Source organism: Cobetia sp. 4B, assembly GCF_018831605.1.
Classification (GTDB): domain Bacteria; phylum Pseudomonadota; class Gammaproteobacteria; order Pseudomonadales; family Halomonadaceae; genus Cobetia; species Cobetia amphilecti.
Window position 1 is genome coordinate 89,899 of the sequence record NZ_CP059843.1, and the last position, 23,758, is coordinate 113,656.

At 64.2% G+C, this 23,758-nt stretch carries 22 protein-coding genes; 10 read left to right on the top strand and 12 right to left on the bottom strand.

Annotation, left to right across the window (positions count from 1 at the left end):
• Positions 1-179 precede the first annotated feature (179 nt).
• Positions 180-1,097: a putative RNA methyltransferase gene (locus H2O77_RS00410; RefSeq protein ID WP_240548659.1), complete on the top strand. Its 918-nt coding sequence runs from the start codon at positions 180-182 to the stop codon at positions 1,095-1,097.
• A gap of 262 nt (positions 1,098-1,359) precedes the next feature.
• On the opposite strand, the gene H2O77_RS00415 is transcribed toward H2O77_RS00410, so the two are convergent.
• Positions 1,360-2,289, bottom strand: a complete 930-nt coding sequence (locus H2O77_RS00415; protein ID WP_215823680.1) for an AEC family transporter — start codon at positions 2,287-2,289, stop codon at positions 1,360-1,362.
• A gap of 267 nt (positions 2,290-2,556) precedes the next feature.
• On the opposite strand from H2O77_RS00415, the gene H2O77_RS00420 reads away from it, so the two are divergent.
• Both H2O77_RS00420 and H2O77_RS00425 read left to right on the top strand, forming a co-directional pair.
• Positions 2,557-3,150, top strand: a complete 594-nt coding sequence (locus H2O77_RS00420) for a hypothetical protein (protein WP_215823681.1) — start codon at positions 2,557-2,559, stop codon at positions 3,148-3,150.
• A gap of 63 nt (positions 3,151-3,213) precedes the next feature.
• Positions 3,214-3,930 carry an SCO family protein gene (locus H2O77_RS00425; protein ID WP_215823682.1) on the top strand — a complete coding sequence of 239 codons (717 nt, stop codon included), beginning with the start codon at positions 3,214-3,216 and terminating at the stop codon, positions 3,928-3,930.
• Positions 3,931-4,468: 538 nt separating this feature from the next.
• Here H2O77_RS00425 and H2O77_RS00430 read toward each other — a convergent pair.
• Together H2O77_RS00430 and H2O77_RS00435 are read right to left on the bottom strand one after the other, a co-directional pair.
• Positions 4,469-5,176, bottom strand: coding sequence for an FKBP-type peptidyl-prolyl cis-trans isomerase (locus H2O77_RS00430; protein ID WP_043333314.1), 708 nt, complete (start codon positions 5,174-5,176; stop codon positions 4,469-4,471).
• Positions 5,177-5,315: 139 nt separating this feature from the next.
• Positions 5,316-5,921, bottom strand: a complete 606-nt coding sequence (locus tag H2O77_RS00435) for a TIGR02444 family protein (RefSeq protein ID WP_215823683.1) — start codon at positions 5,919-5,921, stop codon at positions 5,316-5,318.
• A gap of 207 nt (positions 5,922-6,128) precedes the next feature.
• Between H2O77_RS00435 and H2O77_RS00440 the strand changes: the two genes are divergently transcribed.
• Positions 6,129-8,063 (top strand): ATP-binding cassette domain-containing protein, encoded by a 1,935-nt coding sequence (locus tag H2O77_RS00440; protein ID WP_107335718.1) that lies wholly within the window; start codon positions 6,129-6,131, stop codon positions 8,061-8,063.
• A gap of 3 nt (positions 8,064-8,066) precedes the next feature.
• A complete protein-coding gene (locus tag H2O77_RS00445; protein ID WP_215823684.1) occupies positions 8,067-8,831 on the top strand; it encodes a pseudouridine synthase in 765 nt (254 codons plus the stop codon).
• Between the two features lie 121 nt (positions 8,832-8,952).
• Here the strand turns inward: H2O77_RS00445 and H2O77_RS00450 are convergent, their stop codons facing one another.
• Complete coding sequence (locus H2O77_RS00450) at positions 8,953-10,185, bottom strand: patatin-like phospholipase family protein (RefSeq protein ID WP_131431122.1); 1,233 nt, start codon at positions 10,183-10,185, stop codon at positions 8,953-8,955.
• Between the two features lie 384 nt (positions 10,186-10,569).
• Positions 10,570-11,001 (bottom strand): YqaA family protein, encoded by a 432-nt coding sequence (locus H2O77_RS00455; RefSeq protein WP_215824431.1) that lies wholly within the window; start codon positions 10,999-11,001, stop codon positions 10,570-10,572.
• Between the two features lie 143 nt (positions 11,002-11,144).
• On the opposite strand from H2O77_RS00455, the gene thiD reads away from it, so the two are divergent.
• Both thiD and H2O77_RS00465 read left to right on the top strand, forming a co-directional pair.
• Entirely contained in the window at positions 11,145-11,945 is an 801-nt protein-coding gene (gene thiD / locus H2O77_RS00460) for a bifunctional hydroxymethylpyrimidine kinase/phosphomethylpyrimidine kinase (RefSeq protein WP_192839067.1), read from the top strand.
• A gap of 93 nt (positions 11,946-12,038) precedes the next feature.
• The gene (locus H2O77_RS00465) at positions 12,039-12,713 is read left to right on the top strand and encodes a chalcone isomerase family protein (protein ID WP_215823685.1); all 675 of its coding nucleotides are present in this window, start codon (positions 12,039-12,041) and stop codon (positions 12,711-12,713) included.
• A gap of 242 nt (positions 12,714-12,955) precedes the next feature.
• On the opposite strand, the gene dctP is transcribed toward H2O77_RS00465, so the two are convergent.
• The gene (dctP, locus tag H2O77_RS00470) at positions 12,956-14,047 is read right to left on the bottom strand and encodes a TRAP transporter substrate-binding protein DctP (RefSeq protein ID WP_234368071.1); all 1,092 of its coding nucleotides are present in this window, start codon (positions 14,045-14,047) and stop codon (positions 12,956-12,958) included.
• A 443-nt stretch (positions 14,048-14,490) separates the two neighbouring features.
• Between dctP and H2O77_RS00475 the strand changes: the two genes are divergently transcribed.
• The 3 genes from H2O77_RS00475 to dtd all read left to right on the top strand — a co-directional run bounded on the left by H2O77_RS00475 (position 14,491) and on the right by dtd (position 17,111).
• Complete coding sequence (locus H2O77_RS00475) at positions 14,491-15,153, top strand: TRAP transporter small permease (protein WP_159055814.1); 663 nt, start codon at positions 14,491-14,493, stop codon at positions 15,151-15,153.
• 78 nt (positions 15,154-15,231) lie between these two features.
• The gene (locus H2O77_RS00480; RefSeq protein ID WP_215823686.1) at positions 15,232-16,506 is read left to right on the top strand and encodes a TRAP transporter large permease; all 1,275 of its coding nucleotides are present in this window, start codon (positions 15,232-15,234) and stop codon (positions 16,504-16,506) included.
• Between the two features lie 155 nt (positions 16,507-16,661).
• Positions 16,662-17,111 carry a D-aminoacyl-tRNA deacylase gene (gene dtd / locus H2O77_RS00485; protein WP_131431125.1) on the top strand — a complete coding sequence of 150 codons (450 nt, stop codon included), beginning with the start codon at positions 16,662-16,664 and terminating at the stop codon, positions 17,109-17,111.
• Positions 17,112-17,211: 100 nt separating this feature from the next.
• On the opposite strand, the gene H2O77_RS00490 is transcribed toward dtd, so the two are convergent.
• The 6 genes from H2O77_RS00490 to H2O77_RS00515 all read right to left on the bottom strand — a co-directional run bounded on the left by H2O77_RS00490 (position 17,212) and on the right by H2O77_RS00515 (position 23,573).
• Positions 17,212-18,258, bottom strand: a complete 1,047-nt coding sequence (locus tag H2O77_RS00490) for a TRAP transporter substrate-binding protein (RefSeq protein WP_240548770.1) — start codon at positions 18,256-18,258, stop codon at positions 17,212-17,214.
• A 260-nt stretch (positions 18,259-18,518) separates the two neighbouring features.
• Positions 18,519-19,925: a TRAP transporter large permease subunit gene (locus tag H2O77_RS00495; RefSeq protein ID WP_043333325.1), complete on the bottom strand. Its 1,407-nt coding sequence runs from the start codon at positions 19,923-19,925 to the stop codon at positions 18,519-18,521.
• Entirely contained in the window at positions 19,925-20,494 is a 570-nt protein-coding gene (locus H2O77_RS00500; protein WP_215823688.1) for a TRAP transporter small permease subunit, read from the bottom strand. Before H2O77_RS00500 ends, H2O77_RS00495 begins: the two co-directional genes overlap by 1 nt.
• Positions 20,495-21,173: 679 nt before the next feature.
• Positions 21,174-21,911, bottom strand: a complete 738-nt coding sequence (locus tag H2O77_RS00505) for an endonuclease/exonuclease/phosphatase family protein (protein ID WP_240548771.1) — start codon at positions 21,909-21,911, stop codon at positions 21,174-21,176.
• 92 nt (positions 21,912-22,003) lie between these two features.
• Complete coding sequence (locus H2O77_RS00510; protein ID WP_153635052.1) at positions 22,004-22,648, bottom strand: thiol:disulfide interchange protein DsbA/DsbL; 645 nt, start codon at positions 22,646-22,648, stop codon at positions 22,004-22,006.
• 277 nt (positions 22,649-22,925) lie between these two features.
• The gene (locus H2O77_RS00515; RefSeq protein WP_342357211.1) at positions 22,926-23,573 is read right to left on the bottom strand and encodes a c-type cytochrome; all 648 of its coding nucleotides are present in this window, start codon (positions 23,571-23,573) and stop codon (positions 22,926-22,928) included.
• Positions 23,574-23,758: the final 185 nt, after the last annotated feature.

Sequence of the window (23,758 nt, forward strand, 5' to 3'; positions counted from 1 at the left end):
GTGCGCAGTGGCGGCGTCTTCATGACGCTGCATCGCGGCCGCCTTCGGGTGGCCGCTTGCGTGTGAGGCCCATCGCCATGGCGCGGTTCTGCGTGCCAAGGCCATTTGCCTGCGTGGCGGTCTGTGCCGCTTGCTGTGTTTGCTGTCCCTTTCTTTCCTCGTCCCGAGAGTTGCTGACCATGACGACGCTTACCGCCGATTCGGCTGATCGCCCGACCATGACCCCGCTGACGGCCCTGACCTGTCCGCTGGATGCCCAGCCGCTGGTACATGACGGCCAGAGCTGGTGCTGTGCCGACGGGCATCGCTTCGATATCGCACGCCAGGGGCATGTCAATCTGCTGCCGGTGCAGCGCAAGCGCAGCCTGGACCCCGGCGACAGCAAGGCGATGGTCAGTGCCCGCCAGCGTCTGTTCGCGTTGGGCGGCTATCAGCCGCTGGCGGCGGCCCTGGCCAGTCGTGTGCTGGCATTGGCAGCGGCCCAGTCGACTCAGGCGCCGCTGGCCGTGCTGGATGCCGGCTGCGGCGAAGGCTTCTATCTGCGTCAGCTGGCGTGCGCTGCCGGTGAGCAGAATCTCTCGCTGACGGCGGCGGGGCTGGATATCTCCAAGCACGCGGTGCTGGCCGCGGCGAAGCAGTCACGTGATGCCGCCTGGCTGGTGGGCACCAACGCCGCTCTGCCGCTGGAGGATGCGTGTGTGGATGTCGTCATCTGCGCCTTCGGCTTCCCTGTCTGGCAGGAATTCGCGCGTGTCCTCAAGCCCAGTGGCCACGTCGTGCTGCTGGAAGCGGGGGCCGAGCATCTGCTGGCGTTGCGCAAGATTCTCTACCGTGAGCTGAAGCCCGCGCGTGGCGAGGCCGGACTGAGCGCTGCCGAGTCCGCTGGCTTCGCCATCAGTGGCGAGGTCGAGCATCTGCATGCGGGGCTGTCATTGACCAGCAATGAGCAGATTCGGGACCTGCTGACCATGACCCCGCACCTGTATCGCGCCGAGCGTGATGGCCTGGCGCGTGCGGAAGCCATGACGGCGTTGGAGGTCGAATTGCATGCGGAGCTGAGGGTGTTCTCGCTCGAGGGTGCACAAGATAAAGCTTAAATAGAAATTCTTCGCATTTGCCTTGCAAAAGCAAATGAGAATGATTATCTTATCTGTGCGGTGTCCGGGCAGACATCGCAGGGCGCAAGCCCAGCCGTAGCGGCGGAGTCAGGCCCCCGCTACGGTGTTTCTCCTCATCAAGCTAGTCACGGTCTTGGGCATCCTCATCTGGGGATGTCCTTTTTGTTGTGCGCTACGCACGCTGCGAACTCTCACATCGCGTTCGGATGTGCGGTCGACAGCTCGACAGCTCGACAGGAGCTCAGGTCGACAGCCACAGGGGCAGGGTCAGCATCGCCAGCAGCGTCTGGGCGGTGATCAACGCCGCCATCAGCTCGGCATTGCCGCCCAGCTGGCGGGCCAGAATATAGGCGGAGGTCGCGGTGGGCAGCGCCGCGAACAGAATCGCCACATCGCGCGCCACTCCCTCAAGGCCGAACCACCGGCAGAGCACGACCACCAGTGCCGGCATCGCCAGCAGCTTCAGCAGGCTTGCCAGCCACGCCACGCTGCCACTGCTCACCAGTACACGCGGACGCAGTGCCACGCCTACCGCGACCAGGCCGAGCGGCAAGGCGGCGCGCCCCAGCAGGCTGATGGCATCGCCACTCCAGCCCGGCAAGCCGATGCCGCTCAGGTTGAGCGCCGTGCCGGCCAGACACGCCAGCACCAGCGGATTGCGGGTCAGCGCCTTGAGCGAGCGCAGCAGGCCGCCTTCGCCCAGGGTGCCTGCCCCGATGAAGGCCATCACGCACAGCAGGTTGGCGGCAGGCACCATCAGCGCCAGCGCCACGGCCGCGACGGTTGCCCCGGCGCTGCCATGCAGCGCTGCTGCCCCGGCCACACCGACGTAGCTGTTGAAGCGGATGCTGCCCTGGAAGAGCGAGGTAAAGGAGGCGGCGTCGCCCATATGACGGCTCAGCCAGTCCGGCGCGTGACGCCAGCTCAGCCATAGCGCGGCGGCGAACAGCAGCATCGCGCCCAGCATCACGCTGGCCAGCGCCACGACCGGCACGCTGGCCATGTCGGCGCGTGCCAGCGTGGACACCAGCATGGCGGGGAACAGCACGTAATAGATCAGGCGTTCCAGTTCACTCCAGAAGCCTTCGCCGGGGAAGCGCTTCCACCCGAGCAATGCCCCCGCGAGGATCAACAGGAAGAGGGGGCCGAGCGCCTGCTGTACACTTGCCATGCTGACTCCTTGTCGGGGCTGAGTGCGAATGCCTTGAGAGCGATGTGGCGTGCGCGTGACATGATGTCTCGCCTGCTGCCGCGGTGAGGCGGGCTGGTAAGCTTGTCATGACTCGCTCAGCGCTGCACTTGGACTCAGGTCTTGTTCGCCGGTCACGCGCTGGCGTCATGTCGTGGCTGAGCGCAGACCATTCCCATCAAGTCACTTTCTTTCCCATTCGGGGCGCCTTGCCTGTCGATGCGCTGCCGGACCGTTGCCGGAACTGCCATGTATCGCGTAGAAGAAGACAATGCCCGCCCGCGGCTGCTCAATCTGCTGATCATCGTCACGTTGATCACCATCGTGGTCTCGCTGTATTACCTGATCGACTATTACCTGGTACGCGACGGCAGCAACGGCAAGGTGACCTGGTTTGCGCCCAATCAGTCCTGCGAGCTCAATCATGCCCCCTGTACTGCCGAGCTGGGCCGCTTCGGGCGTATTACCCTGGCGCTGGAGGGCGATATCAGTCCGCTGACGCCGCTGGGCATTCGCGTGATGACGGAAGGCGTCTCACCGGAGGGGGTCGAGGTGGACTTCATCGGCCGCCACATGGATATGGGCGTGAAGCGCAGCGTGCTGAACACCACCGATGCCCAGAGCCTCGAGCGCCAGCATTGGCAGGGGGAAGGGCAGCTGGGGTTCTGCAGCAGCGCGACCATGGCGTGGCGTGCGCAGGTGATCGTGACTACCGAGCGTGGCCGACTGGGCAGCTGGTTCGATTTCGATAGCCACCCGCAGGCCACCACGGCGGAGCAGCTCGAAAGCTCGGTCGATCAATTGTTTCGCAGTGATACCCGCCCGCCGCATCAGGGCAGCTAGCCGCTGGCGCTGAGCCCGGCCGGCAGGGACGTCGTTTCAGGCAGAAGGCACCGGGAGGCAGGGATGGGCGCAGAGCGAAAGTCACAGGACGGGCAGGCAGGCACTCGCCGACAAGAGAGCCATCAGCTGGACAAGGGCGTCGCCAGACGCTGGTGGCTGCTGGGTGCCGTCGGCCTGGCGGCCGTGATCGGTGCCGGTGTCGCCTGGCAGCAGGCGCAGCAGGACCTGGCACCGGTCGCGGGCATGCAGGCCTGGGCCAGCCTGGGCGGCCCCATCCAGCTCGAATCACAGCAGGGTGACTTCACGCTCGCGGAGGTGACGATGGGCGAGGCCGCAGACGCGCAGGCCACGCCGGTCGTCGCGCTCTACTTCGGTTATACCCAGTGCCCGGATGTCTGCCCGATGACGCTGGCGGCGCTGCGTCAGGTGATGTCTGAACTGCCACCCCAGGCGGCGGCGCGCGTGGTGCCGGTGATGGTCTCGCTGGACCCCGAGCGCGACACCCCTGCTCGGCTGGCCGAATACACCGGGCACTTCGGGCCACGCTTTCAGGGCATCACCGGCAGTCAGGCGGCACTCGCCGATGTGGCGCGGCGCTATGGCGTCAGCTATCTGCGTGTCGAGGCGCAGGACTCCGCGTTGGGTTACACCATCGATCATGGCGCCGCGCTCTATCTCGTCTCTGCCCAGGGGCGCATCTACGATCGCATTCCGTTCACGCCGGGGCCGGCCGGTGTTCGCGCTGGCGTGACGCGCGTCCTGAGCGCGACCGCTGATTGAGCGCTGTGTGGCACCCACTGAATGCGCCGCCTCTTGAGGCCTTTCTCAGAGGTGAAATACACATTGTCCACAAGTTGGCAAGCGCTCGAGGAAAATTTTGTGGATAATCATGACGCCTCGAACGCGCAACGCAGTGCCGTCAAGTGCTGATTTATAAAGACTAGTAAAAACAAACTGTTACGCGATATCGACTAAAAATATCAAGTCAGTGGTTGCTTTGCGTTCAACCAGCATCACTGCCGCGACAGGCACCAGAAAGGCCGGTTGTCAACCTGTGGTCAATAGCTTCCCCACAGATTTATCCACAGGCTGGCGGCGTCCGCACCGGGCCTTCTGGAGGGGAGAATCAGCGGACATCAGCCATTGCTGTAGTGATGGCATGCACCGTTGTCCTGTGCGCAGCATGCGCCTGGATGAGCTTGCCGCTGGCCCTCATCCGGCCTTGCCAGAAACGCAAAGAGCCGCCCGATGGGCGGCTCTTTCGTTGCTACCGGCAGCAGTGCTTGCCGGTTGCCAGCAGGGGAGGCTCACGCCGCCATTACTGCTTGGCGTCGGCCTTGGTCACGTCGAGCAGCTCGACCTTGAAGGTCAGCGTCTCGTTCGGGCCGATCGGGCCGCCGGTGCCAGCCTTGCCGTAGGCAAGCTCAGCCGGGACGTAGAGCATCCAGGTGTCGCCGACGCTCATTTCCTGCAGTGCTTCCTGCCAACCCTTGATGACCTGGTTGACCTTGAAGCTGACCGGCTCGCCACGCTGGTAGGAGCTGTCGAAGACGGTGCCGTCCAGCAGCTTGCCTTCGTAGTTCACCTTGACGGTATCTTCAGCGGACGGGGTCGCGCCGTCACCGGATTCCAGCACCTTGTACTGCAGGCCGGAATCCAGTGTCTTCACGCCGTCCTTCTTGGCGTTGTCGGCGAGGAACTTGTCACCCTCTGCCTTGTTGTCGGTCGCTTCCTGCTCGACCATCTTCTTCTGCTCTTCCATCTTCTTCTGCTGGAAGCGGGAAAGCGAATCCGCGATTTCCTGGTCGCTCATCTTCATGTCGCCCTTGGCGTAGACATCACGCACGGCTTGAGTGAAGGCGTCGAGATCCAGATCGGTGATGTCCTGGGAGAGGCTCTTGCCCAGAGTTGCGCCGATGCCATAGCTGAGCTGTGCCTGCTCGTCTGCGAGGCTGTCATCGGCGGCAAAGCTGAACGGGGTGACCAGGAGGGCGCCGAGCGCGACGGCACTGACCAGCTGTTTCATGAAAACTCCTTCAGGATGGAATGGGCCTGAGACGGGCCCGAAACACGCAATTGGCACCGAGGCGGCATGGCCTGCCTCGGGCACTAGTGTTACTCCGACTCTACCAGCCGCGTACAAGTTCCGCATCTCGCTGGCGTTGTCAGGCGCCGGCGGGCACGCGGGCCAGTGCCAGTCTGCGCAGGGCACGTGCCGACGGGTGGTCCCCCACGGTGAGGGTCGTCTTGCCGCTCAGCAGGGCCAGCGATTGCTGAAAGGCCTGCAGCGGGTCCGCGACATGCGCGAAGGGCGCCCGCAGGCCGGTCGCGCCTTCGGCTGACGACAGCGCAGGGCTCAGCTCTTCCAGCTGGGCGAGGGTCTCCTGCTCGGCGGAAAGCTCGCAGGCCTTGAGCTGCTGATAGAGGCGTTCCAGGCGTTGCACCGCGGCCGGGGCCTGGGTGGCGGGCAGCGTCGTCAGCTCCTGCTTCAGCTGGCGGCGGCGCTCGCGCAACATGCCGGTCATCCAGCCCTGCCAGTCGCGCACGTCTTCCAGCAGGCGAGTGGGCGAGGCGGCGAGGGCGATGCCGTGGGCGGACAGCCAGTGAATCCACAGCAGCTCGCAGACATCGAGGCCTGCCTCGTCCTGCAGCAGCAGGCAGGTACTCATCATGTCCGGCGTCGGCTGAGGGTTGCCCGCAGAGCCGACCTCGCCGGGCAGGGCATACAGAGACAGCGCGTAGTCCCACAATCCGATAGAATATGCGCCCATCAAGTCGGCCTCTTCGTGTGTCACGGATGATGTCTCTTCGTGTGTCGCGGATGATGTCTCTTCATGTGTCACGGATGATGTCTCTTCACGTGCCACTGATGATGTCTCTGCGCGAGTCGCGCCCAGCAGCTTGCTGAGTCGTAGCGCTCGTGTCGGTGGCGGTGAACGGGAGCCCGACGTCCCCCGTATTTTCTGATCGAGGTTGTCATGATTGCACTGCGCCAGCTCGCCCTGCAACGCGGCGGAGCACCGCTGATCGACGAAGCGGACCTGACGCTGCATGCCGGTCACAAGGCCGGTATCGTCGGCCCCAATGGCGCCGGCAAGTCGAGCCTGTTCGGCCTGATCCTCGGCGAGCTGACGCCCGACAGCGGCACGGTATCGCTGGCCGGTGGCGTGCGTGTCGCGCACATGGCGCAGGAAATCGATGCGCTGGAGCGTCCGATCGTCGACTACGTCATGGACGGGGACCACGCGCTGCGCGAGACCGAGCGCGCCCTGGCAGCCGCCGAAGAGAGCGGCGAGCACCAGCGTCAGGCCGAGCTGCACGCCCACTTCGACACCCTCGATGGCTACACCGCGCGGGCACGTGCCGAGCAGCTGCTGGTCGGCCTCGGCTTCAGTCAGGCGCAGCTCAGTCAGCCGCTGGCGGCCTTCTCGGGTGGCTGGCGCATGCGTGCCAATCTGGCGCGCACCCTGTTCACGCCCTCTGACCTGTTGCTGCTGGATGAGCCGACCAACCACCTGGATCTCGATGCGTTGCTGTGGCTGGAGCAATGGCTGGCGCGTTATCCCGGCGCGCTGCTGCTGATCTCCCACGACCGCGACTTCCTCGATGCGGTGTGTGATCACATCATCCACTTCGATCGCCGCAAGCTGGTGGTCTACAAGGGCAATTACAGCCGCTTCGAACGCACGCGTTCCGAGCGCCTGGTGCGCGAGCAGGTCGAGCACGAGAAGACCATGGCGCGGCGCGCCGAGATCGAGGATTTCGTGCGCCGCTTCAAGGCCAAGGCCACCAAGGCGCGTCAGGCCCAGAGTCGCATGAAGATGCTGGAGCGCATGGAAGAGACGGCGGCGGTCAAGGCCGATTCCCCGTTCCACTTCACCATCCCGTGCTCCGACAAGATCTCGCATCCGCTGCTGGGGCTGGACCGCGCGGTGATCGGCTATCCCGGTCAGCCGCCGCAGCTCTCCGGGGTGCGCTTCTCGCTGCTGCCGGGACAGCGCATCGGTCTGCTCGGCCCCAACGGCGCCGGCAAGTCGACGCTGATCAAGGCGCTCACCGGCGAGCTTGCGCTGGTCGAGGGCCAGCGGACCGCCGGCGAGCATCTGGCCATCGGCTACTTCGCCCAGCATCAGGTGGACGGGCTCGACCTGTCCTCGACGCCCTTCAATCATGTGCTGCGCCTGTCACCGTCGGCGGGCGAGCTGGAGATCCGCACCTTCCTCGGCAGCTTCGGCTTCCACGGCGATGAGGTCTACGCCACGGTGGAGTCGTTCTCCGGTGGCGAGAAGGCGCGTCTGGCGCTGTCGCTGATCGCGTGGCAGAAGCCCAATCTGCTGCTGCTGGATGAGCCGACCAACCACCTGGACCTCGACATGCGCGAGGCGCTCACCGATGCACTGGCGACCTTCGAGGGCACCGTGATTCTGGTCTCCCACGACCGCCACCTGCTGCGTGCCTGTGTCGATGAATTCTGGTGCATCGCCGATGGCCGCGTGACGCCCTTCGATGGTGACCTGGATGACTACCGTGCCTGGCTCAAGGCGCGGGTCGAGGGCGAGCGGCGGGAAGCGCGCGCCCAGAAGGATGCCGATGCGGGGACAGACAGCACGCGCACGCCGGACCGCAAGGAAGCGCGCCGTCAGGCGGCTGAACTGCGCGAGAAGCTGCGTCCGCTCAAGAAGGTCAGCGACAAGGCCGAGCAGAAGATGAGCAAGGCGCAGGGCGAGCTGGACAAGATCGAGGAAGCGCTGGGCGATGCCACGCTCTACGAGGCGGACCGCAAGGCGGAGCTGACCAAGCTGCTGGCCAGCCAGGGCGAGATCAAGAGTCGCCTTGATGAGGCCGAAGCCGAATGGTTCGAGGCTCAGGAAGCGCTGGAAGAGATGGAAGCCCAGCTCAAGGCGGCGGACTAGGTCATGCGGCTGGACCGCTGGCTGACACGTCAGCCACAGCTCAACCGTCGTCATGCGCTCTCGGCGCTGGCGGCGGGGCGCGTGCGGGTCAACGGCGCGACGATCAGTGACCCGCTGCATGAGGTCGGCCCCTTCGATGACATCCACCTGTCAGCGCCTGACGCGACCATCTGCCTGCAGATCGCGCGGCGTCCGCGTCATATCCTGCTCAACAAGCCCGCCGGGGTCGTGACGGCCTGTCATGACCCCGAACACCCCACCGTGATCGATGTGCTGCGTGACACGCTGAATGCACGCGGCGAGGACAGCGGCTGGCTGGCCGAGATCCACCATGTCGGGCGTCTCGACCGTGCGACGACTGGTGCCCTGCTGCTGACCAACGACGGCGATGTCTCGGCGCGCATCAGCGATGCCGGGCTCGAGGGCCCCGCCAAGCTTTATCGCATGGGGCTGGAGCGGCCCCTGACGGAGGCCGAACAGGAAAGCGCCATCGCACAGGTTCGCCAGGGGGTGCTGCTCGAACATGATCCGCGCCCGACACTGCCGGCAAAGCTTGCGTTTCTCACCGCGAACCAGGCACGCCTGACGCTGCACGAGGGACGCCATCACCACGTCAAGCGACTGTGGCGTAGCTTGGGCAATCGCGTGGTGTGGCTGCACCGTGAGTCGGTGGCGGGCTTGAGTCTCGAGGGGCTGGCGCCGGGGGAGTGGCGCGAGCTTACCCGCGAGGAGTGTTCACGGCTGGGGGCCGCGCAGCCTCGCGGGTGAGGCCACCCGGCGGGTGGCGTCTTGCCGACACCGGGTTATCCACACCCGCCTGGTGCGCCGCCAGCGCGTGACGGCTGCGATGGGGTGTGGATAGATCGTTCTGAATCGTCGTCAGCGCTGCTCAGCTGCCGGTCGCCTGACTGGGCAGGTCCTCTGCCGTGATGCTCGCCTGGTCATCGTCGACGGGGCTGGCATCAGGCGTCGACAGGCTGACCAGCTCGCCCTCGGCGTTGCGCGTGAAGTTGCGCACGATGACCCCGATATCCTCCGGCAGCGGCGCAAACTGGCTGCAGCGGCTCAGCACTTCCTGCATGTCCTGATAGCCACTGTCGCGACGCGAGTCGATGGTCGCGCGCGAGAAGTCGATATCCTTCAGTGAGGTCTCGCCCGGGCGCGCCGAGGCCAGCAGACGCACCACGTTGATCGAGGGCTGCTGGGTCATGGCGAGAATGCGCTGGATCTTCGGCGACTGGCGCAGCTCCTCCGGCAGATGGTCGGCGAGATTCTCGATTCCCATGCGCAGCGCCTGATTCTCTTCCAGCAGATTGAGGTGCTCGCCGGCACGGCTGGAATACTGGATATCCTTCTCGCGCAGCTGCGCCTCCTGCAATGTCTCCGGCACCTTGCCATCGGCACTCCACAGGTCGATCACGTAGCAGTTGACCACCGTCTCGCCATGCGGACGCTCCGACAGCACCCAGCTGACGGGCGTATTGGAGTACAGGCCGCCATCCCAATAGGCTTCGCCATCGACCCACACCGGCGGGAAGGCCGGTGGCAGGGCGCCGCTGGCCAGAATATGGCGGTGGTCCAGCGCTTCATGCGAGGAATCGAAGTAGCGCAGCGCGCCGCTGCCGATATTCACCGCCCCGACCGACAGGCGAACGTTCTCTGGGTGGCGGGCATCGAGGCGCTCGAAGTCCACCAGCCGATTGAGCGTGTCGCCCAGCGGCTCGGTGTCGTAGAGGCTGGGCGGCTCGCCGAAGAAGCTCTGCCAGATTGGTACCGTCCACAGTGGGCGCGGGCGGAAGAAGCCTGGAATGCCCCATAGCATGGCGGAGGTGCGCGCGACACTGCGCTCCCACGGATGAAAGGCGGGGCCCATGCTGGCAGCGGGTTGGGCGATGCCATACCAGAATGACTCGAGGGCCTTGAGGCGCTCGCCCTCCGGATTGCCGGCGATCAGGGCGCCATTGATGGCGCCGACCGAGGTGCCGACCACCCAGTCGGGCTGGATGCCGGCTTCGGCCAGCGCCTCGAAGATACCGATCTGGTAGGCGCCGAGCGCGCCACCGCCTTGCAGCACCAGAATATTGAGCGCATCGGCGCAGAAGTCGCAGGATGTATCACGCATGAAACCTTCTCCTCTCTAGCAGTGCAGCACTCCGCCGAGGAATGCCCGAGGTCAGGGGGACCGTCGCGAGCGTGACGCCATGTGATGGGGGAGGCGTGGGCTCGTGGAGGCGGCGAAAGGGTGACGAGGTGCATATCAAGGGCAGCGAAGCACCTGATCAAGGCAATGAGGCACTGGTGAAAAGCAATCGAAGTGCTTTTATTGTGCAGTGCAGCATGGCGCTTGTCAGCATAGCACGCATCCTCGCCTTGCGTGTCTGCGATCTCATTCAAGCGATTGACTGAGGCGGCAGGGGAAAAGACGAGGGAGAGGTCAGGAACAGGAACAGGAGCAGGAGCAGGAGCAGGAGCAGGAGCAGGAGCAGGGGCAGCAGCCGTGCGGCGGTCATTGGCACCAGGGCGTCAGCCACAGGTCGGCTGCCAGCAACAACAGGGCATAGCGTCCGCCCTTGGCGATCACGATCAGGACGATGCTCTTCCACCACGCCAGCCGGAAGACGCCTGCCAGCACCGTCAGCGGGTCGCCGATCAGCGGGGCCCAGCTCAGCAGCAGGCTCCAGGCGCCGAAACGGCGATACCACAGGGTGCCGCGCGCCAATGCGCGCCGCGAGACCGGAAACCAGCGCCGTGTGCGCAGACGACGGGCGCCACGCCCCAGGGCGACGTTGACCAGGCTGCCGAGCGTGTTGCCCAGCGTCGCCGCGACCCACAGCGCCCAGGGCGCATGTCCCTGGCACCACAGCCCCGCGAAGGCCGCCTCCGATCCGCCGGGCAGCAGGGTGGCGCTGGCCAGCGAGATCACGGCGAGCGAGGTCAATGCCGGCAATGACAGTAGGGCCACTTCACTCATATCACTTTCTTCTGTTTTTCACGGTGGCAGGGCGCTGGGGGTGGCTTTCTTCCCTCCTCAGCTCGGGTATGCTGTTGGCACGTCAAAGCCATATTTCGGGAGCTTCCTGCATGCATATTCCGTGCGTCCTGACGATAGCGGGCTCAGACCCCTCCGGGGGAGCCGGCATTCAGGCGGACCTCAAGACATTCTCTGCGCTGGGCGCCTACGGGGCCAGCGTGATCACGGCGCTGACGGCGCAGAATACCTGCGGCGTGCGCAGCGTGGAGGCGGTCTCGCGGGAATTCATCGCCGCACAGCTGGACGCCGTGCTGGATGATCTCGATATCCGCGCCGCCAAGATCGGCATGGTGGCCGATCCGCTGGTGGTGGAAATGCTCGCCGACCGCCTTCAGCAGCGTCGCCCGCGCTGGGTCGTGCTGGACCCGGTGCTGGTCGCCAAGAGTGGCGATGCGCTGGTCAATGATGCTGCCATCCAGTCGGTGGCCGAGCACCTGGTGCCGCTGGCCGACATCATCACGCCCAACCTGCACGAGGCGGCCGTGCTGCTTGGAGAGCGGCGCCTGATCGGGCGCTCCGACATGCCTGAGGTCGCCCGCGAGCTGCGTGCCAGAGGCGCGAAGGCGGTGTTGATCAAGGGTGGGGCGCTTGAGGGGCAGGCCTGCGATGACCTGCTGGTCAGCGATGCCGGCGAGCAATGGCTGTGCGCACCGCGTATCGAGACCGACAACCTGCACGGCACCGGCTGCTCGATGTCTTCCGCCATCACGGCGCGACTGGCGAACGGCCTGCCGTTGCCGCAGGCGGTGGTCGAGGCGCGCGAATGGTTGCTGGGCGCGCTGCGCGCCTCCGACCAGCTCAGCGTCGGCAAGGGCCGTGGGCCGGTGCATCATTTCCACGCCCTGTGGTAAGCCAGTCAGAGCCAGGCCTGTGTAACCCAGTCTGCAGGAGTGATGAACCCCGCAAGCTCCCCCTTGATCACTGCCAGCCAACGAGTAGATGCCATGCCTATATCGCTTTATCGCTTGTCCGTGTCTGCTGTCCGTGGCGCCGTTTGCTGCCTGAACGCCGCCTGTCGTGTCGTCAGCCTGCCGGTGGTGAGTGCGCCGCGCTGGCTGGCCGCGGGCGTGATGGGGGCGCTGCTTGCCACCACCAGCCCGGCGGCGCTCGCCGTCGAGATCAAGGGGGTGACCTTCGCGGATCAGGTGACCACGCAGTCCGGCCAGCCGCTGACGCTGATTGGCAGTGGGCTCTTCACCTACCTGCTGTGGGACGCCTATGTCGGCGCCTATTATCAGGATGCGCGTCGCCCGCGCCCGGCGCCGCTCAAGGATGTCTCGCGCCGTCTGGTGCTGGAGTACTTCCATGCCATCGATGCCGAGGACTTCGCCAAGGCGACCACCAAGGGCGTGCGCAAGAACCTGTCAGCGGCGGATTTCGCGGCGATCGAGCCTGAATTGACGCGCTTCAATCGTGCCTATCAGGACGTCGTGCCGGGGGATCGCTATGCGCTGCAATGGCTGCCCGCCGGTGGGGGCAGAGGCACGCTGTCGCTGGTGCTGAACGGGCAGGTCATCTTCGAAAGCGATTCACTGGCGCTGGCCAATGGCCTGTTCGCGATCTGGCTTGGCGACGAGCCGGCCCAGCAGGATTTCCGTACCCAGCTGCTGGGGCAGTAGCGCGCACTCTCCATCTGGTCCCTCTCTAGCCTATCTGGCCCATCTGTCGCGGTATCGCTCTCGCCTTGCGCCTCTATCGCGCCCCTATCGAGACACCACGAAAAACGCCCCTGCCGGGAGTCCCGGCAGGGGCGTTTTTTCATGCTCGTCTTTCTCTCTTTCTAACATTCTAACTTTCTAACTTTGCATCACTCTTTCGATCCTTGCTATCTACCTGGCGGGGCTGACGCGCTTGCCTGGGCTTACTTGCCTTCGGCAGCCTTGATGTCGGCCTGCAGGGTGTCGAGGATCTTGCTACCGCGCTCACCGGATTGCTCACGATAGACTTCCCAGCCCTTCTCGCCGACCGGGCGGAAGGCTTCGCGCTGCTCATCGGTCAGCGTGATGATCTCGATGTCGCTGTCTTCCTTGATCTTCTCCAGACGGTCGGCGTTGTACTCCTCCTGCTTCTCGAAGATGTACGGACGCATCTCGTTGGTGACCTTGTCGAGCATCTGCTGCTGCTCGTCATCCAGTCCGGAATAGAAGTCACTGGAGGCCACCAGCGTGGTGATGAACTGCGCCTGCTTGGCCTGGATCATGTAGTCCTGAACTTCGTAGAAGCTCATTTCCTGGATGGCGAACACCGGGTTCACCTGGCCGTCGATCTGGCCCAGCTGCAGGCCGGAGTAGACCTCGGAATAGGGCATCGGCGTCGGGTTGGCACCGTAGCCGCGATAGCTCTCGACCAGAATCGGCGAGGTCATGGTGCGGATCTTGAAGCCTTCCATGTCCTCGGGTGTCTTGATGTCACGGTTGCCGGTCCACACCATCCAGCCTTCCGGAATCACGCCCAGCAGCTGGAGATTCTGCTCGGTGTAGGCCTCGGACAGCATGTCGATGGCCTTGGAGTTGCCGAGTACCTCTTCATTGACGGCATTGTCGTCGGAGAACAGGAAGTGCAGCGTGAAGACGCCCGACTCCGGAATCACCGAGGCCAGGTGACCCGGTGAGGCAAAGGTCAGCTGGATGGCATCGCTCTGCACCAGTTCGGTGAGCTGTGAGGAGGTACCCAGTGCACCGTAGGGATAGATCTCGACATCGATGTCACCACCGGAAGCCTCTTCGATGCGCTTCTTGAATTCCTGGGCGTAGGCATCCTGCACACTGCCGGAGACCTCCTCCAGCGCGAAACGCCAGGTGTCCGCCTGCACGCCCGCGGAGGCCAGCGCCGCCATGCCCAGGCCGGACGCGAGGGCGCCTCCCTTGATGAACGCGGCGAGACGAGAAAGGGGAACAGGAGTCCTGGACGTCTCGCGATTCTGCTCGGGTGACGGGTTCCATTGCATCGTCATCTTGTTCTCCTTGTGTGGTTTCCATCAGCGTCGGGCGGCTCTGGGCATACCCGGCGTGCAACTTGCATCATTTAGATAATATTGCCATTCTTAATATAATAAAAAAATTACCAAATTGGATAGTATGATTAGAATTTATTATGAATAAGCTGAGCCTGTGCGCATGAGTCTCTGGTACTCGAGCTCTGATGCTTGAGTTCGGGTACTTGAGGCTCTGTCCGTCGCTCGCCAGACCGACATGCCGCGCGTCGGCCGCATACTGATTTCAAGCACCGCTAATAAAGCTAGAACAAGAGTAGCCAAAGTGAAAATCACGGCGGCGCCGTGGATAATTTCAATGGATCGTACTGGCAAATGCAGGCCGTCTGGCGCAAACCACTGCGCTCATGACGTCTGGTAGAAAGCCTATCTGGCAGGATGCCACATCAACAGGAAGCCGCTTCATGAACTCGCCCCCCTCCAAGTCTCCCTCCGCTGACGAGACCCGCCCTGCCCCGGCCGAGACGAATGGCGCTCAGGACCCCCTCGCACATCTGCCTGCGCCGCTGCGCCGTCTGGCCGCCTGGTTCGAACGTGGTGATCAGGGCCTGGCGCATGTCGAGCGCTGGTTGATCGCCCTGTGCGTGCTGGGCATGGCGACGGCCAGCATCGCCAACGTCATCGGGCGCAACGTCTTCAACTACAGCCTGCCGTTCACCGAAGAGCTGATGCAGATCCTGCAGCTGTGGCTGACCTTCCTCGGCATCAGTTACGGCGCGCGCGCCGGGCGTCATATCCGCGTGACGGCGCTGCTGGACTTCATGCCGCCGTGGTTGCGCAAGGTGCTGCTGATCGCCGGACAGGTCATCACCTGTGCCTTGCTGGCCTACCTCGCCTGGCTGGCGGTGGATTACCTGCAGAGCCTGGCCAAGTCCGGGCGTGTCACGCCGTCGCTGCGCTGGTCGCTGGCGGCGCTCTATGCCGTGGTCCCGCTGGGACTGGCGCTCGGGGCGCTCCAGTACCTGATGGCGATTCTGCGCAACCTGCTGGCGCAGGGCGCCTGGTTGTCATGGCGTACGGCGGAGATGGACGAGAACGAGGAAGTCGACGGCAGCGGCGCGCTCTAGCCACTGCGTCGGGAATGTCTTCTCGATGCCTCGATAGACGATTGATCACACTTCATTGACCCAGGGACGGAAGCTGCGATGTGGATTCTGCTCGTGATGGTGGGGCTGCTGTTGCTTGGGGTACCCATGATGGTGCCATTGAGCGTCGGCACCTTTTTCTTGTTGTTCAGCGATTTTCCCTTCCTCAAGCCGGAGCTGGTGATCCAGCAGATGATCGGTGGCCTGCAGCCGGTGGTACTGACGGCGGTGCCGATGTTCATTCTGGCGGCCGATATCATGCTCAAGGGCTCTACTGCCCAGCGCCTGCTGGATCTGGTCGAGCGCTTCGTCGGCCACTGGCGCGGTGGCCTGCCGGTGACCACCGCGCTGGGCTGCACCCTGTTCGGCGCGGTGTCCGGCTCCACCCAGGCCACGGTGGTGGCGATGGGGCGCCCGCTGCGCCCGCGGCTGCTGGAAGCCGGTTACAGTGACAAGTTCACTATCGCATTGATCATCAATGCCTCCGATATCGCGCTGCTGATTCCGCCCTCCATCGGCATGATCATCTATGGCGTCGCGACCGGTACCTCGGTGGGTGACCTGTTCATCGCCGGTATCGGCCCGGGGCTGATGATCCTGGTGCTGTTCTCGCTCTACTGCATGTGGAAGTCGTGGAAGCTGGGCATCGCCCCGCAGCCCAAGGCGGACTGGCCCGCACGCCTCAAGGCCTTGAAGCGCGCCAGCCTGCCGGCGGGCTTCCCGGTGATCATCATCGGCGGCATCTACTCGGGCATGTTCTCGCCGACGGAGGCCGCCACGGTCTCGGTGATCTACGCGCTGATTCTCGAGATGCTGATCTATCGCGGCGTGACCCTGAAGGACCTGCCCAGTGTGGCCTTCTCCACGGGGCTGATCACCGCGGTGGTGTTCATCCTGGTGGCGGCGGGTGCGGGCTTCTCGTGGATGATCTCCTTCGCCAAGATTCCGGATGCCATCCTCGGCGGCTACATCCCCTACCTGTCGGAGCATGCGCTGGCGCTGTTGGCGGTGATCGCGGCGGCCTACTTCGTCGGCTGCATGTTCGTGGACCCCATCGTGGTGATCCTGATTCTGGCGCCGGTGTTTGCGCCGGCAGTCGATGCCGCCGGGCTGGACCCGGTGCTGGTCGGCACCCTGGTCACCCTGCAGGCGGCGATAGGTTCGGCGACCCCGCCCTTCGGCTGCGACATCTTCACGGCGGTGGCGGTGTTCCGAAAACCCTACATGGAGGTCATCCGGGGGACGCCGCCCTTCATTGCCCTGCTGTTGCTGGCCACGGTGCTGCTGATGCTGTTCCCGCAGATCGCGCTGTTCCTGCCCGGCCTCGCCAACTAGCAGCTCGTCAACTAGAAGCTCGCCAACTGGCAGCTCGCCCGCTCAAGTAGCACCTGTCGCGCCCCGCAGGCTCAGTCTGCGGGGCGTTCGCGTCTGGTATGCTCCCGAACACGAAATGTCATGAACATCATCCATCTCTTGAAGGAGCAAGCGGCATGCGAGCATTGATCCAGCGCGTCACACGGGCAGAAGTCGTGGTCGAGGACGAGAGCGTCGGCGCCATCGAGGGCGGTCTGCTGGTGTTGGTGGGCGTCGAGAAGGGCGATGATGAGGCGCGTGCCGACAAGCTGCTGCACAAGCTGCTGCATTACCGCGTCTTCGCTGACGAGAACGACAAGATGAACCTCAACGTCCAGCAGGCGGGCGGCAGTCTGCTGCTGGTCTCGCAGTTCACGCTGGCGGCGGACACCGGCAGCGGCATGCGCCCCAGCTTCTCCTCGGCGGCGCCACCGGCGGAGGGCGAGCGGCTGTTCACCTATCTGGTCGACAAGGCGCGTGAGCGCGGGCGAGAACTGGGCGTAGGGATCGAGACCGGACGCTTCGGTGCCAACATGCAGGTCTCGCTGCTCAATGACGGGCCGGTGACCTTCCTGCTCGAGAGCTGATCGCGCAGGCCCAAAAAAGCCGCCCCCGAGGGGGGCGGCTGCAAGCATTGGATGACGGGACTGCGCCGTCTCGCGGGAGCGCGGCGCAGGTAACGCAGTCTTACTGCACGCCTTCCGGATTGCGTGCGTTCAGGTAGGCCTGCTCAGAGACCTCATGCCACTTCTCGACCTTGCCTTCGAAGGTGGTGTAGGACTCGTAGATGCGGCCGGCCAGATCGTTGGAGTCGCCGAGTTTCTTGACCACTTCGCCGGACAGCTCACGCGCCTTGTCGAGCACGTCCTGCGGATAACGGCGCAGCTCGACCTTGTGCTCGTTGAGCAGTGTCTCGAGGGCGTCGTTGTTGCGCGCGGTGTACTCGTCGAGCATGTCCTGGTTCACGTCACGTACCGCGGAACGCAGGATGGCCTGCAGGTCCTTGGGCAGCTCGGCCATGGCGTCGTCATTGACGATGGCCTCGAAGGTGACGGTCGGCTCGTGCCAACCCGGATAGTAGTAGTACTTGGCGGCCTGATAGAGACCGAAGGCCAGGTCGTTGTACGGCCCGATCCACTCGGTGGCATCGATGGCCCCGGACTGCAGCGAGGTGAAGATCTCGCCGCCGGGCATGCTGACCGTCGCCACGCCCATCTGCTGCATGACATCGCCACCCAGACCCGGGATACGCATCTTCAGGCCATCGAGGTCGGCGACCGAGTTGATCTCCTTGTTGAACCAGCCGCCCATCTGCACGCCCGAGGCGCCGCCCGCCATGACTTCGACGCCGAACTTGTCGTAGACCTCGTTCCACAGCTCCAGACCGCCGCCGTAATGCAGCCAGGCGTTCATTTCCTGCGCGGTCATGCCGAAGGGCACGGCGGCGAAGAACTGGGCTTCCGGCGCCTTGCCTTTCCAGTAGTAGGAAGCCGAGTGACCGATCTGCGCGGTACCGGAAGACACGGAGTCGAGGACCTCGAAGCCCGGGACCAGCTGGCCTGCGCCATAGACCTTGATCTTGAGACGGCCGTCGGACATCTCATCGACCAGACGTGCGAGGCGTTCCGGCCCCTGGCCCACCCCCGGGAAGTTCTTCGGCCACGAGGTGACCATCTTCCAGGTGAAGGTATCGGCGGCATTGGCGACGGCCGGCAGGGTACCCATGGCGGTCATGGTGCCGACGGCGATGCCGAAGGCGAGTTTGTTGAGTTGCATGGCATGCTCCTTGAAGTGCCCGATTGTTGTTGTGCACCGGTCATGAACTGGCGCTGGGCAAGAGGTGGGCCGCGAACGACCCCCGGAAATGATGCATCTGCATGAGCCGGCTGGCGGCTCTCCCATCAGCTGGCGGGGCAGGCCCCGCCAATTCAGTTGCTGCTCTGTCCTTGTTCTGTTTCTTGTCCTGCTCTTGGTTCTGGCCCGTTAGTCGTCGTCTAGAACTGGGCCGGCAGCCAGGTGGCCAAGCCCGGGAAGGCGGCGAGTGCTCCCAGCATGCACAGCTGGATCAGGATGAACGGGATGACGCCCTTGTAGATCTGCTTGGTGCTGACTTCCTTGGGGGCCACGCCGCGCAGGTAGAACAGCGCGAACCCGAATGGTGGTGTCAGGAAGGAGGTCTGCAGGTTGATGGCGATCATGATGCCCAGCCAGATCGGGTCGAGGCCCATGGCCAGCAGCACCGGACCGACGATCGGCACCACCACGAAGGTGATCTCGATGAAGTCGAGGATGAAGCCGAGCAGGAAGATCACCAGCATCACCACCAGGGTGGCACCGATGACGCCGCCGGGCATGTTCTCGAAGATCTCGGTGACGACCTCTTCGCCGCCGAAGCCGCGGAACACCAGCGAGAACAGCGCCGCACCGATCAGGATCAGGAACACCATCGAGGTGACATTGGTGGTGGAGCGCACCACTTCCGTCAGGGTCTTTAGGCTCAGCTTGCGGTTGGCGAGGGCCAGCATCAGCGCACCGAAGGCACCCACGGCAGAGGCTTCGGTCGGGGTCGCCAGACCGCCGAGAATCGAGCCGAGCACACAGACGATCAGCACGATCGGCGGCACCAGCCCCTTCATCAGCAGCCAGAAGATGCTGCCGGTATGTCCGAGCTCTTCCATCAGCGCATCACGATCGACGGCCGGCGCCTTCTCCGGCTTCAGCCAGGCGACCATGGCGATGTAGACGATATAGGCGAGTACCAGGATCAGGCCCGGAATCAGCGCGCCGATGAACAGGTCGCCTACCGAGACGGTCTTCGGGCTCCAGATGCCCATCGACAGCTGCGCCTGCTGATAGGCGGAAGACAGCACGTCGCCCAGCAGGACCAGCGCGATGGACGGGGGAATGATCTGCCCCAGGGTGCCGGTGGCACAGATGGCGCCGGTGGCCAGTGACGGGTCGTAACCGCGCTTGAGCATGGTCGGCAGTGACAGCAGGCCCATGGTGACGACGGTCGCGCCGACGATACCGGTGGAGGCGGCCAGCAGCATGCCGACGATGGTCACGGAAATCCCCAGCCCGCCACGCAGCGAGCCGAACATCAGCGCCATGGCGTCGAGCAGCGTCTCGGCGACCTTGGACTTCTCCAGCAGCACGCCCATCAACACGAACAATGGCACGGCCAGCAGGGTCTGATTGGTCATGGTGCCGTAGAGGCGGTTGGGCATCGCGGACAGGAAGCTGGCATCGAATACGCCCTGGGTAATGCCCAGCGCATCCAGCCCCATGCCGAGTCCGGCGAAGGCAAGCGCGGTACCGGCCAGTGACAGCGCCACCGGATAGCCCAGCATCAAGACGATACAGATACACACGAACAGCAGCAGTGGCATGATCTCGAGCATTACACCAGCTCCTCATCGTGGTCAGGGGTGTCATCGCTCGCATGCGGAGAGGGCAGGCGGCCCATCAGGAACAGCAGATGGCGGCCGGCTTCCGCCACGCCTTGCAGCATCATCAGGATGGCGATGGCCGGAATCAGGGTCTTGAGCAGGTAGACGCCCGGCAGGCCGCCGGATTCGGGTGAGGCTTCATTGATGCCCCAGGAATCGCCTACGTAACCGAGGCTGGAGAGCAGGATGAAGGTCATCACCGGGAACAGCAGGAACAGGGTGCCGCCGAGATCGACCCACGACTTCCCGCGGTGCGACATGCGCTGATAGAAGATATCCACCCGCACATGGCCGTCGTGCTTGAGCGTGTAGCTGGCGGCGAGCAGGAAGACGGCCGCGTGCATGTACATCACGGATTCCTGCATGGGGATGCTGTTGATGTTGAAGGCGTAGCGCAGCATCACGATGGTGAATTCGACCAGCATCATGATGACGACCAGCCAGGACACACAGCGTCCCAGCCCCTCGGTCATGCGGTCGAGCCCTGTGAGCCAGCCGGGGGTAGAGGCATTGGCAGACATGGAGTCCCCTTGGCCTGCGGGTAGCAGGTGATGATTGTTGGTGTTGTTGTTGCTTTGCCGACAGCGTCTGCTGTGTCTTTGCCAAGCGCTTGTGTTGCAAGCAGTTGTGTTGCAAGCGATTGCTGGCAAGGTCGCCAATTCAGATGTTGCTCATGTTGTGGTCAGTCGCGGCGTCCAGCAAGCCGTGATGGCATCGCTTTGAACAACGCTATTCCACGCTTCATCCCTGTAAGTGACGTCGCTCGGATGCGGCATGCCATCAGTCATCGCTAAGTCAACGATTAATCCACGTCATTGGCAGACAAAGAGTAGCGAGCGGCGCCGCAACAACAAATGGATCATTGGTCTGACAGGCGGTTTTTGTCTTTGCTTACAGTGAGATAGGCGAAGAAATACCGGCAGGCAGGCAAGGAAACGGACAAGTAAGGGCGCGGCAGATCGCGTTATGCGCATCCAACAGTCCGCAAGCGATGCGTCGCAGACGCGGCGGCAGGGGTGAGCATCATGGCGCAGACAGCTGCCGGCAAGCCGTAGCTGAGGGAAGCCTGGGTCGGGAAAGTCAGGCGGGAAAGCCAGGCGAGAAAGCCAGGCGGGAGAGCCAGGCAGTAGAGGGGCGATATGCGAGGGATCGATATCCGAGGGGCAGGCGTCAGGGATGCTTATGCAAGAGAGGCAGGCGTCAGGCGAGCCCGATCGCCTTGCGGCATGCGGCTGGCAGATGGACTTCTACCGCAAGCGGCAGATGGTCGGAGAACAGGTGCGACAGCGTGGTCGGGTTGCTCAAGCGCAGCGTCGAGGAGACCAGGATATGGTCGAGCCCACGGCGTGGCTGCCAGGCTGGGTAGCTGTTGATGGCCTTGCTGGGACGGGAGTCGAGTGCCTCGCTGAACGCCTTGTGCTGACGAAGCTGGGACAACGTGCAATTGAGGTCGCCCATCACGATGACATGCTTGAGGGGCGCGATCAGCTCGCCGAGGTACTGCAGCTGACGATGCTGGATACGGGCGCCGAGTGCCAGGTGGGTCACGAAGACATGCAGGGCGTGTTCGCCCTCGCCGAAGCGGGCATGGATGGCCCCGCGTCCCGGTAGGGTACCGGGCAGACTGTGCTCCTCGAGATGGCTGATCGGCAGGCGCGACAGCAGGCCGTTGCTGTGCTGAGCCAGGCGGCCCAGGTTGCGGTTGAGCTGCTGATAGCGATGCGGGAATTCGGCCGTCTCGGCCAGTGAATCGACCTGATTGACGTTGCCGGAGCGGAAACTGCCGCCGTCGACTTCCTGCAGCCCGACGATATCGTAGGGCGTGATGGCGGCGGCGATCAGCTCCAGACGCTTGCGACGCATCGGGTGTGGCAGCACATGCTGCCAACCGCGGGTGACATAGTGATGCCACGCCGCGGTATGGATGCCGACCTGCATGTTGAAGGTCAGCAGACGCAGGGGAGGTGCCGTCTCGTCGAGTCCGGCACCTCCCGCGGCGCTGGCGGCCACTGGGTCAGCAGCCGCTGCCATCAAGCGGCGTCCTTGCTGCCGGCTTTCTCTTCACGCACCTGCTCGACCAGCTCGTCGGTGATCTTGAGCATGTTCTGCAGTGAGCCAGCCGTGCTCGGCGAGATGACATAGCGGCCATCGACGATCAGTGCCGGTACGCCCATGATCTTGTAGGCGCGCATCTGGGCGTGGGCCTGATTGACCTGGCTCTTCACGCCGAAGGAGGTCAGCGACTTCCTGGCGTCTTCTTCGCTGACGCCGTAGTCGCTGTAGAACTTGGCGATATCATCCGGATCGGTCAGGCGCTGGTGGTCCTGATGGATGGCATCGAAGAAGGCCTTGTGGGTCTCGTCGAGGATGCCCAGGTCCTTGGCGGCATAGAAGGCATAGGCGTGCTTGACCCAGTCCTGCCCCATGGTGGCCGGCAGACGGTTGAAGGTCACGTCACTCGGCAGCTCATCGACCCACGGCTCGAGGCTGGATTCCAGCTTGTAGCAGTGCGGGCAGCCATACCAGAACGCTTCGACCACTTCGACATTGCCCGCCGGCGCGTCGGTCTTCACCGGCTCGTCGAGTACCTGATAGTCCTTGCCAGCTTCAGCGGCGAACACGCTTGCTGACAGGCCAAGGCCCGCCACCAGAGTCAGTAGGGGTTTCCACTTCATGGAACATCTCCATCGGATTGAGGCATGCCCGGGCATGATACCCGGCAACATTAGTGATGCATCGAGTATGCGTGTCAGCCACCACTGCTGTCGAGACTGCCGGGCGGGACACGGCGGATCACTCTCGGGCCAGCCTAGCGTGACAAGGTTGACCGTTGGATGAACGCCGTTCGATCACGCCCAGAACAAGGCGTCGCTCGAACACGCCCCGTGAACGGCGTGCTGGTGCCGGTCGTCATCAAGTCAGTCATACGCGATACCCGGCTGAACGGATGCCTCAGCGCAGGCCGTGGAGATATTCGGCCACCTGCTGCATGTCGCTGTCACTCATGCGCGCGGCGATGCTGCTCATGATGGCGTTCGGGTCGTTGTCGCGGCTGCCGTCACGGAAGGCCTTGAGGGCCGTCACGGTATAGGCGGGGAATTGCCCGGCCAGCGCCGGATAGCCTGCTGAGTCGATGCCTTCACCGCGCGGGCCATGACAGGCTGTGCAGGCCGCGATGCCGCGCTCGAGCGAGCCTGCCCGATACAGCACCTCGCCGGCTCGGGCCGCCTCTGGCTCGGCCTGGCCGCGATTGGCGGGCTGCGCGGCGTAATGGGCCGCGATATCGGCGATGTCCTGATCGCTCAGGTTGTCGGCGATACCGGCCATCTGCGGCACCGAGCGGCGACCATCCCGGATGTCGGCCGTCTGCTTGCGCAGGTAGTGGGCCTGCTGGCCAGCAAGATGGGGGAAGGCCGGCGTCGGCGAGATGCCCTGGGCGCCATGACAGGCAGCACAGACGGCAGCCTTGGCCTTGCCTGCCGCGGCATCGCCGACCAGCGACTCGGCGGCGGCCCCCGTCGGCAAGGTGGCGGCCAACGTCGTGGCAGCAAGTGCCAGCAGCAGGCGCAAGGGGCGCTCGGGGGTCTGCCTTGGTCTCATCAGCTCATCCATTTCACTGGTCCCTGTTTCACGAAGAGGCCCGTTCGGGGCTTGTATCATCCGGCGTGGATGGTGGCCTCTGTCATTTCCCCGGTGCCCGCGCCGTGCTGCGCGCGGTGAGAAGTGCACCCCACTCTCGCAGCCCGTGAGAGCAGGGTGGTACACTAGGCCTCATGATCGCCATG